This is a genomic window from Fibrobacter sp., from assembly GCA_024399065.1.
Taxonomy (GTDB): domain Bacteria; phylum Fibrobacterota; class Fibrobacteria; order Fibrobacterales; family Fibrobacteraceae; genus Fibrobacter.
In genome coordinates this window covers 1-11,629 of sequence record JAKSIB010000037.1, presented here as the reverse complement: position 1 = coordinate 11,629, position 11,629 = coordinate 1, and the positions used below count along the sequence as shown (strand labels likewise).

At 48.7% G+C, this 11,629-nt stretch carries 8 protein-coding genes; all 8 read left to right on the top strand.

Features of this window, described 5'->3' with window-relative positions; all coding sequences use genetic code 11:
- Nucleotide 1 precedes the first annotated feature (1 nt).
- The 8 genes from MJZ25_13825 (at nucleotide 2) to MJZ25_13790 (ending at nucleotide 11,477) form a co-directional block, all read left to right on the top strand.
- Entirely contained in the window at nucleotides 2-2,707 is a 2,706-nt protein-coding gene (locus MJZ25_13825) for a PCMD domain-containing protein (GenBank protein MCQ2125253.1), read from the top strand.
- Between the two features lie 17 nt (nucleotides 2,708-2,724).
- Nucleotides 2,725-3,366, top strand: a complete 642-nt coding sequence (locus tag MJZ25_13820; protein ID MCQ2125252.1) for a DUF3575 domain-containing protein — start codon at nucleotides 2,725-2,727, stop codon at nucleotides 3,364-3,366.
- Between the two features lie 37 nt (nucleotides 3,367-3,403).
- Nucleotides 3,404-3,727: a thioredoxin gene (gene trxA / locus MJZ25_13815; GenBank protein MCQ2125251.1), complete on the top strand. Its 324-nt coding sequence runs from the start codon at nucleotides 3,404-3,406 to the stop codon at nucleotides 3,725-3,727.
- Between the two features lie 121 nt (nucleotides 3,728-3,848).
- A complete protein-coding gene (gene hisF / locus MJZ25_13810; protein MCQ2125250.1) occupies nucleotides 3,849-4,625 on the top strand; it encodes an imidazole glycerol phosphate synthase subunit HisF in 777 nt (258 codons plus the stop codon).
- A gap of 3 nt (nucleotides 4,626-4,628) precedes the next feature.
- Complete coding sequence (locus MJZ25_13805) at nucleotides 4,629-6,029, top strand: TldD/PmbA family protein (protein ID MCQ2125249.1); 1,401 nt, start codon at nucleotides 4,629-4,631, stop codon at nucleotides 6,027-6,029.
- Between the two features lie 458 nt (nucleotides 6,030-6,487).
- Nucleotides 6,488-7,312, top strand: a complete 825-nt coding sequence (locus MJZ25_13800; protein ID MCQ2125248.1) for a DUF6261 family protein — start codon at nucleotides 6,488-6,490, stop codon at nucleotides 7,310-7,312.
- Between the two features lie 406 nt (nucleotides 7,313-7,718).
- A complete protein-coding gene (locus tag MJZ25_13795) occupies nucleotides 7,719-8,039 on the top strand; it encodes a hypothetical protein (protein MCQ2125247.1) in 321 nt (106 codons plus the stop codon).
- Between the two features lie 879 nt (nucleotides 8,040-8,918).
- Complete coding sequence (locus tag MJZ25_13790) at nucleotides 8,919-11,477, top strand: AAA family ATPase (protein ID MCQ2125246.1); 2,559 nt, start codon at nucleotides 8,919-8,921, stop codon at nucleotides 11,475-11,477.
- The last annotated feature ends 152 nt before the right edge of the window (nucleotides 11,478-11,629 follow it).

The window sequence follows — 11,629 nt, the reverse complement described above, 5'->3', positions numbered from 1 at the left end:
TATGAAACAGTTGTATATCTTTTTGGTCTCGGTTCTTGCTGTACTAGGCCTTGTTGCCTGCACCGCAGACTACGACGAATTCGGTACCTCCCATTATAATGTCTTCAAGAATATTGCCTTTGAAGAACAGGATGGCGATGCGTCCTTCTCGGAAAGCGAGCACGTTATCAAGATTACAACTGTAGCCCCGGCTGAATCCCTGGAAACTTGGGATTCTTTGACCATTGGTTACATCAGCGCCAGCAACTTGGCTACGCTGCATTTGGTAGATGGCAAGTTCAAGGAATTCCCCAGTGATTCCGCTGGCCTGGATTCCTTGGCTCAGGAAGTCTCCTATGTCAAGAAGAGCCTTAAGGCTGGAGACAAGATCCGTATTCCCAAGAGCCAGGTAATTTACTTGATGGTGGTTGCTGAAAACGGTGACCCGGCCATCTGGAAGGTTGAATTTACCATTCCTGGCGTGGAAAAGGAAGTGACTTCTTCTGCTTCCGAAGGAACATCTTCTAGCGAAGAATCTGATGTGAAATCTAGCAGCAGTGTGACTGCCGATCAGTCTTCTTCTAGCGTTGAAGTTCAGAAGAGCGGCGATAACAACTTTACGATTAAGTTTGTTGATGAATTGGAAAATAAGACTAGTAATGATACAATCTTTGTGACCTTTGCTCAGGGCACGGACTTGAAAACGGTAGTTCTTGATTCCACCGTTTCCTTTGTTCATCGTCTTGCAAAAATTGATGTTGATCCCAAGTCTGTAAAGGATTGGTCTGTGGTTCAGACCTTTAAGGTGACTGCGGAAAATGATTCTGTGAAGACTTGGATTGTTGTTGTTGATGCTGTCAAGAACTCCGCTACCAATTTGACTCTGAAGTTCAAGAACCAGATTAGTACCAGCACCAAGAACGGTGACGCCGCTGATACCATTTCCATCAAACTGAAGAGTGATGAAACCTTGGAAACTGCAAAGATCGATACTTGCATTCTTTCCAGCGGTGCAAAGATTGCTCCCAATCCCAGTGAAGTGGAATCTTGGGCTGAGTCACAGAATTTTAAGGTTACTGCCGAAGATGGTACGGAAAGGACATGGGTGTTGCTGCTTAGCATTGCTGCGGCAGACTATGTGGCTTCTAGCGAAAAGGAACTTGTCTCTATTTCTGCAACGGGAGAAGTTTCTGCAGCAACGGTGAATGCCGAAAATAAGACGGTTGTTCTCCACATGACTTCCAAGGATGCTATGGCTGATGTGGCTGTGACCATCAAGGTCTCTGATTTGGCTTCTGCTACACTGGCTTCTAAGGATTTGCGCACTCCGCAGAAGTTGACTATTACTGCTGAAGACGGCTCCGATGTGGAATGGACTGTTTCTGCGGACTATCCTAAGTCTAGCGCTGCAGAAATCGTGAAGTTTGAATTGGAAGGAATTTCTGTTACAGAAGCTCCGGTAATTGATGCTGAAAAGAGAACAATCGCTTTCAAGGTTGCTTATGGAACGAATTTGAGTGAAGTTTTCTTTATGAGCGAACTTTCTGCTGAAGCGTCTTTGACAACAGAACTTCCTGTGGATTTGTCCGATGGTAGTGCGGTTATTGTCGTTTCCGCCGAAGATGGTTCTACGAAGGAATGGACCATTGAGGCTGCTGTGGAAGAACCACCTGAATCCCCTGAATTGCGATACATTTCTATTGGCTCTCAAAAGGTTGTCGGTGTTATTGATCCGTCGTCTGATTCGATTTTCTTTGAAATGGATTACTCGAAGGATTTGAAATTGAATTCTTTGGTTGTTGATTCCCTGGTTTTGTCTAAGGATGCCGTTATTGATGGATTCAAGAAGGGTGGAAGCTACGATTTTGCAAAGACAAAGACCATTGTCGTGAAGAATTCCATAGGGGAAACAAAGACATATAAGCTTAAAGCTGGTTACCAATACCCGAGTATGAACATTACTGCAAGTGTTTGGACTGCAGATGACAACAAAAACAATTATGACCTTAAGGGCTGGGATAACGGGAATAATAGCTTCACGAAACAATTGGCCGTGTCTACTGAAAGTGGTGAAGTTCTGAAAATGACTACTACAAAGTATATGGGAAAAATTGCAAGTGGTAATACCTTTACGGGCTATTTTAACCCCAAGGGAGAATTAGCTACATCAATGTTAGGCTATAAGGATGGTAATGAACTTATTGACTTTGGTCGTCCTTTCTATGGCCGTCCCAGTTATGTAGAGTTTGATGTGAAATATGAAGGAAAGGGAGATTCCTGTGACTTGTATGTTGTTCTGGAAAGTAGATTGACCAAAGATGGAATTGAACGTACTGCTAATGATGGAAAAAATAGGTATCGTACGTCAACGGACGTGAACACGATGGTTGCTTCTGCATGGTATCGAGCTACCACAGTAACTTCTACAGATGACCCGGATGTGGTCTCGATTACGGACGCAAAACGTACGGGTTTCAAAACGATAAGAATGAAACTTAATTATGGTAAGGCTTTGACTGGATCCCCGCTGTATCAGTCTAGTGCATTGGATGCTTCTGGATTAAAGAATTCGAAGGGTATTGACAATCACCTTGTTGATACAAATTCTCCTGAAAATTTCCCTGTAACTCACGTTCGAATTGCCATGGCGGCTAGTTCTGCGGGTAATTTCTATGTGGGTGTTGATGGCGCCACACTTTATTGCGACGCTATCCGCTTTATCTACTAATTTCTTTTAGGTTGTGTATGAAGAATTGGTTTGTTAAATCTTTGCTTTGTGTGGCCGTCCTTGCGGTGGCCGCCTTTGCCCAGGTTCCTGCTGCAGGAAAAAAGACTGAAGCTGTTCCTGCGAAGGAAAAGTATGTGGAAAGCGATGAGCCTTTGTTCGCTGTCGAACTTCATCCTCTTTCCTTGATTACTTATCCCTTATTTTGGGACAATCCGTCATTTTATGCAACTGTGGAAGCGGTAATCAATACCAACGCTTCTATTATCACCCGTCCGTTCTATTCCGGAAAAAGAATTTCCAAGAAGCATGAGTCGGGCTACATAGATGTTTTCGGTTTGTCTGAAGGTTTCCGTTATTATTTTGACCGAAAGCATGTGGGCTGGTTCACATCGGTTCATTTTACCTATGAATACGTAAAGCTGATTCATAAATACGATGATAGCAGGTACGATAACCTTAAAGATTCCGGAAATGGCATTGCTCTTAGCGCCTATTTAGGTCGAAAGTACCGTCTTGGCACCCATTTTGTTACTTCTTTGGACATTGGTGCTGTCTATAGTCAGGTTTTTATTGACAAAGATGGCCAAAATGATGTGGAAGATGTGACGAATATCGGAATTGGAATCGATATTAACTATACCATTGGCTTTACCTTCTAATTTTTGCTATCTTTAATTTTGTAAATGGAGGCTTTAAATGGCTGCTTTGACTCTTACTGCTCAAAATTTTGATGAAGTGATTAGCTCTGGTCAACTGGTTTTCGTTGATTTCTGGGCTACTTGGTGCCGCCCTTGCATGATGATGGGTCCGGTTGTTGAAGAACTGGCTGCTGAATACGATGGCAAGGCTATCATCGCCAAGATCAACGTGGATGATCCGGGTGTGAGCGACATTTGCGCTCGTTTCGGCATCACCAACATTCCCAACATGAAGCTGTTCAGAAACGGTGTTGAAGTGGGCAATGTGGTTGGCGCAGTTCCCAAGAACACTGTGAAGACCGTTATCGACCGCAATTTGTAATTGTTGCCGGACTTCGGAAAAGATTACCTGGAGGATTCTTCGGAATCCTCCTTTTGATTTTTCTTGAACTGTGAGAACTACCCCCGCGTGGGAACCAAAAAAGAATTACTAAATTTGAGTCATGCTTACTAAACGTTTGATTGTGTGCTTGGATGTCCGTGACCGCAAGGTGACGAAGGGTGTTAAGTTCAAGGGTAATATCGATATCGGCGATCCGGTGGAGATGGGTGCCCGCTATAGCGACGAAGGCGTGGACGAACTGGTGTTCTACGATATTACCGCCAGTGCCGAGAATCGCCCCTGCGACATGGAAATGATCCGCCAGATTGCAAAGCGTGTGTTTATCCCCTTTGCAGTGGGTGGCGGTATCCGCAATCTCGACGACATGCACCAGGCTTTGCTTGCCGGTGCCGAAAAGGTGAGCGTGAATAGCTTGGCTGTTCTTCATCCGGAAATTATTGCAGAAGGTGCCAAGGCTTTTGGCCGTCAGTGCATTGTGCTGGGTATGGATGCCAAGTTTGTGGGCGTTTCCGAGAAGTTCCCCAGCGGTTACGAAGTTTATATTCGCGGCGGTCGCCAGGCTATGGGTCTGGATGCCGTGGAATGGGCCAAGAAGGCCGAAGAACTGGGCGTTGGTGAAATTTGCTTGAACGCCATTGATACCGACGGTGTCAAGAACGGTTACGAACTGAACATTACGGACCAGGTGGCCCGCGCCGTGAAGATTCCTGTGATTGCCAGCGGTGGCGCCGGCACTCCGGACCACATTGTGGACTTGTTCAACAAGACTTCCGCAGATGCTGCCTTGGTGGCTTCTATGGTTCACTTTGGCGACTACACCATTCCTGAAATCAAGGACGCCATGCGCAAGGGTGGCGTGGCTACTCGCGAGGTTTAGTCGATGAATCCGTCTGTTGCAGTAAAGATTTTTGAAGCCGGCAAAAACGCCGGTGCTGACTTTGTAGAAATTTTCGAAGAAGAAACCCGCAGTTCCTCCTTGGGTTTGAAGTCTAGCCAGATTGAATCTGCTACGGCGGGCACGGATTACGGTATCGGCATTCGTTTGCTCTATGGTACCGAAGTGCTTTATGGTTTTACCAGCGACGAGTCTGAAGAAGCCTTGGTGAACTTGGTGAAGACTTTGGCTTTTGGCCGCATTGCCGCCATGAACGGTGGGGTAGGCTCCGCTGCAAAGCCTTTTGAATTTGCTCCTGCAAAGCGTGTCTGCGACTATAATGCCGCCGCTTTCAAGGACCCCCGCGTGTTGGGTCAGGCGGTAAAGCAGGACTTCTTGTTCCGTGCAGATAAGACGGCTCGCGCCATGTCCGACAAGGTGGCTCAGGTTGCGGTCAGCGTTTCTGATGACTGCACCCATATTCATTTGCTCAACAGCGAAGGCTTGAACATCGAAATGGATCGTTCCCACCTGCGCTTGAGCGTTAGCGTCACTGCTTCCGATGGTACGGAACGGTTGACTTCTGCGGAACGTCCGGGCGCTATTGGCGGTTACGAACTGCTGGCAAATTACGATCCGGAACAGTTGGCTACTTCTGCTGGCGAACGCGTTTTGCGCATGCTGACTGCAGGTTACATTACCGGCGGCCAGATGCCTGTGGTCATGGGCAACGGCTTTGGCGGTGTGATTTTCCACGAAGCCTGCGGACATCCGCTGGAAACGGAATCGGTGCGCCGTAATGCAAGCCCCTTCTGCGGAAAGCTGGGCGAAGTCATTGGTCAGCCTTGCCTGACTGCCATTGACGACGGCACCTTGGACGGTGTCTGGGGAAGCCTGAAGGTGGATGACGAAGGAACTCCCACGGAACGCACCGTTTTGATCGAAAACGGCGTGCTGAAGACTTACATGTCTGACCGTGTTGGCGCCCAGGAAGTGGGTATTGCCCGCACTGGAAGCGCTCGCCGCGAAAGCTACAAGTACGCTCCTGTAAGCCGTATGCGCAATACCTTTATCGCCCCGGGCAAGGATACCTTGGACGACATGATTTCCAGCGTGGATTACGGCCTGTATGCCGCCCGTATGGCAGGCGGTTCCGTGAACCCGGCTACTGGTGAATTCAACTTTGCCGTGGATGAAGGCTACGTGATCCGTGACGGCAAGATTTGCGAACCGGTCCGCGGCGCTGCTCTCATCGGAAAGGGCCACGAAATCATGCCCCGCATTAGCATGGTGGGCAATGACTGGGAACTTGCTGCAGGCGTTTGCGGCGCAAGCTCCGGCCACGTTCCTGTGACTGTGGGCCAGCCCTCCATCAAGGTGGACCAGATCCTTGTTGGCGGCCGCTAAGGCTGCGTACATTGCATTTTCATTTTTGATGTACTTTCAGGAAATTTCTCACGTTGAATTTTCATTTTCAACGTGCTTTTGGCGAGTCTCGTCAATTAAAATTTCATTTTGAGTGAACTTTCGACGAGTTGCGTTCGCTAAAATTCCATTTTGTATGTACTTCCCGCAATTCGCGGGTGTTGGATTTTCATCTTGAGTGAATCTTCGGAAATGCGCAAGCATAGAAATTTCATCTCGAGTGAACCTTCGGAAACTCACAAGCGTAGAAATTTCATCTTGAGTGTACTTCGTAATCTATAAATTTACGCAAGATTCAATTTTTTTGAAATTTATAACAAGATTTATGGTCTGGCATACTTGAAATTCGTATTTCTTTTGATGTCCCTCTTTCGAGGTGACTGCCGCTACGGTGTCATGGGGTGAAAATTGTTTAGCGGCAAACTTGTTAGGAGATAAATATGAGTTACGAAATCACTCAGTATAGCACCCATCTGTTCTCTGCAAATGAGGCTCTTGGTTTCCACAGTCACATTCTCGGTGAAACTTCTGTGTTGCCCGAGGCAACCACCGGCAAGCTTCTTGCGGAATACCGTTCCGCAGCGGAAAAGCTCAAGGTTCTTCTGAAGAACAACCAAGGAGACCTTACCATGGACGAACTGGTGAAGGCTGCAGACAAGCGCCGCGACGAGGCCTATGCAAACGGCCTTGCCTACCTGAATGCCATGGTCAAGAGCTCCACGGAAGAAGTTGCCGAGGCCGCATTGACCATCAAGGCGGTGTACGACAAGTTCCCGGATATCCGCAAGGCAAACAACAATACCGAATCCGGTATTCTTGGCAACTTGATCGAGGATATCTCTGCCCTGGACAAGTCCGTACACAAGCAGGCTGGTTTTACGTCTTGGTTCCAGGAACTTGAATCCGCCCAGGAAGCTTTCGTAGAAGCCGTCCACAACAGGATGGAGGCTGGCGCAACCAAGATCGGTACTGATATCAGGACCGCCAAGCTCAACTGCGAGAACGCCTACAAGGCCCTGGTGAAGCGCGTGAACGCCATTGCCGAAATCGAGGGCGAAAACAAGGACTTCGATCCGACCTTCATCAACCACGTGAACTCCTTCATCGAAAGTGTCAAGGCCTCCAAGGCTGCCAAGAGCACCAAGAAGACCGTCAAGAGCGACGAAGAAGAATCTGTGGACGCCGAGGATTCCGAAGCGAGCGCCCCCGCCGAAACGCCGTCCGTGAGCGTCGACGCCTCGACTGAAGAACCCAAGGCCGAATAACTTAACCTAACCCCCAAAAGGAAAGTAGATTGCGAGCCAAAGAATTTTTTATTTGATTAGGTTTTGCTTTGTAAAAATATTTTCCCTCCCTTGCCAACTTTCTAAAAATCACCTACATTACTGCCCGACGTACTTCTCTGTCAAATGGAGAAGTGCGTCTTTTTGTTATATGGCTTTGCCGTATTTTAAAGACGCCTCTGGAAACAGTAAATGAACAAAGGAGGCTTTATGACTAAAGATGAATTTTCTCGGAATCAAATCGTTATGATTCCGACATCGTAGCATGAGTTCGGCCATGGTCGCCGAGTCTAAGGGGAAAATGGTGGATGAATGTTGGCTTGTATTGATAATTGTCAATACATTTGCTATAATAATGAGGGTAATAGATGAGAAGACGAGGTGCAAGATGCGTAAGAAGACTAGACTGCCCAAGGGCTTTAAACTGGTTGATGATTTCCTTTCTAAGGAGGAAATTGAGGAACTCGAAAATGACACCTCCGTGAGAGAACCTATGACTGTAATCACTGGTGGCAATGAATCGGAGACTCTTGAAGAATCGTTGGCCCGAATCAGGAAAGCCGTTGCTGATTCTAAAGAAGAGAAAAAGATGTATTCCATCCGACTCAAGGTCAAAACCGTTGATGCAATCAAGAAAAAAGCGGCAGAAGCGGGCATCCCGTACCAGACATATGTGAATGTTTTGCTGGATAATGCTGCGTTTGCATAAATTCCATGACGAAAATGCCTATGAACAAAGCCTGAAACGGCTTTTCTAGGACAACCTGGGATAGGATATTGTTAGTGTAGTTGTGCTCCAAAGGTCTTTGCAGAAAAAAACGATCCCTCCGAGAAGGAGAGATCGTTTTTTGGTGTATGGGATGTTTGGTTTTGTGTTCATAAATTACATATTCCTCCTCCAATGTGGAATACTCCTGGATGACAAAGTGTTGTATAGTTTTACAACACCCTACAAGGCGAGTGTCGCGCCGGAATGCTTGCATTCTGGCATGACCGAGCCGCAGAGGGTGGCGCTTGCGCCACACTCGGCCGAGCGCCGCGACCCAAAACTTGTTTTGGGGCATGGCCGAGGTGATGGGGTGAGCACTAGCGAAGCTAGTGCCACACCCTACAAGCCGAACGCCACACCCGGCCGAACGCCACACCCGGCCGAACGCCGCGACCCGAAAAAAAAACGGCTCCCTTTGAAGGGGAACCGTTTTTTGGTGTATGGGATGTTTGGTTTTGTATCTATAAGATAGATTTGTAGCCTCCAAAGAGGTATACTCCAAGACCATATTCCGTTGTTGTGTTTTACAACAGCAAACAATAAATTTACTTGCTTCTACAAGTTTGACATGTTGCAAAATGGAGCAGTAAATCGATTTATTTTGAGAAGGGAGAAGTTCCTGTTTTAAACAATAAAATTGTCGTTTTTGAGCTAAAAAACCACATTTTTATAAAAAATGCGTTTTTTTATGGCGAATTGTACTAAAAAGTGCTTTTTTCGTGGGTTTGGCATGACAATTGCATAAGAAGGAGCGATAAATAAAAGGAAAAGTGCGAAAAAGCGGGATGGCAATGCCGCTAATCGCCAAAAGAGGCAAATATGTCTGATTTTAATAACGATGCAGAAAAGGTTTTGGCCAAGGCCCAGAGTTTGATGGACCGTAATTCCCATTCCTACCTGGGATGTGCCCATTTGGCCGTGGGTCTGGTGGAAGGTCCTGACGCTACCCTGAAAAAGCTGTACAAGAGCAAGGGCATTAAGGGAAATGAACTGCGCGGTCGTTTGGAGCCTTTTGTGCAGAAGGTGCCCCGTGTGGAAGGGGCGAACCCGGATGTGGGCCCCGATAACGACTTGAACCGTGTTTTGCGTGCAGCTGTGCAGGCGGCCCGTCAGGTGAACCGCATGGTGACCCCCGGCGACTTGCTGGTGGCCTTGATGAAGTTTGCAGGGGATCGTGGCCTTGCCAAGGTGTTTGAGGATGCCCTGGGCTCTGTGGAAGTGGTGGAGACTTGGCTCTCCGATCCTTTCGCCGGTGCCGCCAATGCCGAGGAACAGTCTCCGCTGAAGTTGTATGGCCGTGAACTGGTGGAAATGGCTGCCGATGGCAAGCTTTCGCCGGTCATTGGCCGTGAAGAGGAAATCCGTCGTGTTATCTTGATCCTTAGCCGAAAGACGAAAAACAACCCCTGCCTCGTTGGTGAACCTGGCGTGGGTAAGACCGCTATCGTCGAAGGGCTCGCCGAGCGAATCTATCGCGGCGATGTGCCTGACGCCTTGAAGGGCAAGAAACTTTTCGCCCTGGATTTGTCCGCCCTGATGGCTGGCGCAAAGTACCGCGGCGACTTCGAGGAACGTCTGAAATCTGTTCTGGACGCTCTTGAAGAAGACGGAAATACTCTTCTGTTCATTGATGAAATCCATACCATCGTGGGCGCCGGCAAGACCGAGGGCTCCATGGACTTGGGCAATATGCTGAAGCCGAAGCTGGCTCGTGGCGAATTGCACTGCATTGGCGCTACCACCACCCAGGAATACCGTAAGTACATCGAAAAGGATTCCGCGTTGGAACGCCGATTCCAGCCGGTGCAGGTTGACGAACCCAGCGAAGAAGAATCTATCTCCATCCTCCGTGGCATCAAGGATGGCTTTGACGCCCACCACGGAGTCCGTTTGCACGATAACGCCCTGGTTGCAGCTGTTAAGCTGTCCAGCCGTTACATTAGCGACCGATTCCTTCCGGATAAGGCGATTGACTTGATCGATGAAGCCGCAAGCCTTGTAAAGACCCAGATGGATACGGTGCCTGAAGCTCTGGATACCTTGCAGCGTAAGGAACTGCAGATGAAGATCGAGGAGCAGGCTCTGGCGAAGGAAACGGATGACAATTCTGTAAAGCGCTTGAAAGAGCTGCGTGAGGAATTGGCTTTGACGGAAGCCGCGGTAAAGGCCATGCAGGAGCGCTGGCAGGATCGTCGCGCCCAGAGTGCTGAACTGCAGAACTTGAAGAAAGCTTTGCAGCAGGCCAAGGACGAAATGGAACAGGCCGAAGCCCGCTACGACTTGAACCGCGCCGCAGAACTGAAGTACAACAAGATCGTGAACTTGGAAAAGGAAATCGCCGAAAAGACCGAAGCGATGCGTAAGGCCGCAGCTGATTCCGATTTGAGCGAAGAGGTGACGGAAGATACCATCGCCCTGGTAGTAAGCCGCTGGACTGGCGTTCCGGTGACGAAACTTTGCGAAGGTGAAAAGTCCAAGTTGTTGCATTTGGATGAACGCCTGCACGCTCGCGTTATTGGTCAGGATGATGCAGTGGAAGCTGTGTCTGAAGCCATCTTGAGGAACCGTAGCGGATTAAGCCGCGAGAACGCTCCTATTGGCAGCTTCCTGTTCCTAGGCCCCACGGGTGTCGGCAAGACGGAACTGGCCAAGGCCTTGGCTGTGGAACTTTTCGATGACGAAAATGCTCTGGTCCGTATCGACATGAGCGAATACATGGAAAAGCATACGGTTAGCCGTTTGATTGGCGCGCCTCCGGGATACGTAGGCTACGAAGAAGGCGGCCAGCTGACGGAAGCTGTACGAACCAAGCCCTATTGCGTCATCCTGCTGGATGAAATCGAGAAGGCTCATCCCGATGTGTTCAACACCTTGCTGCAAGTTCTTGACGACGGCCGTTTGACTGATGGTAAGGGCCGCACGGTGAACTTCAAGAATACACTGATCTTGATGACTTCTAACTTGGGCTCTGAAAAGTTCCGGGAACGATTGGCCTCTGGCAATACGGCGCCGGTGACCTTGGATGAAATTGACGCCAACCTTCACGCTTTCTTCCGCCCGGAATTCCTGAACCGTCTGGATGAAACTCTGGTGTTCCAGAGCCTTACCAAGCCTCAGATCCGTGACATTGTAAAGCTGAAGTTCGCTGGCCTTGCAAAGCGTGCCGCCCGTCAGGATTTGCAGTTGACTCTGTCCGACACCGCCCTGGACGCCATTGCCGATGGCGCCTACCAGCCGGAATTCGGTGCACGTCCTATTCAGCGTTTCATTGAACGCAATGTAGAACGCCCCCTGAGTCATGCAATTTTGTCTGGCGCAATTTCCGCAGCAAAGCCAGTGGTCATCGACTACGAAAACGGCGTGTTCACTGTGAAGTAAAGCGTCGCGGAACGTCGCAAAAAGTTCCTCCTAACCCCCGAAGTGCTGGACGAAAATCCGGCACAAGAACAGCCCCGGATTCGTCCGAGGCTGTTTCTTGGGTATATGAAAACCACCGGCTAGGCCGGTGGTTCTAAAAAGCCTATGGCTTT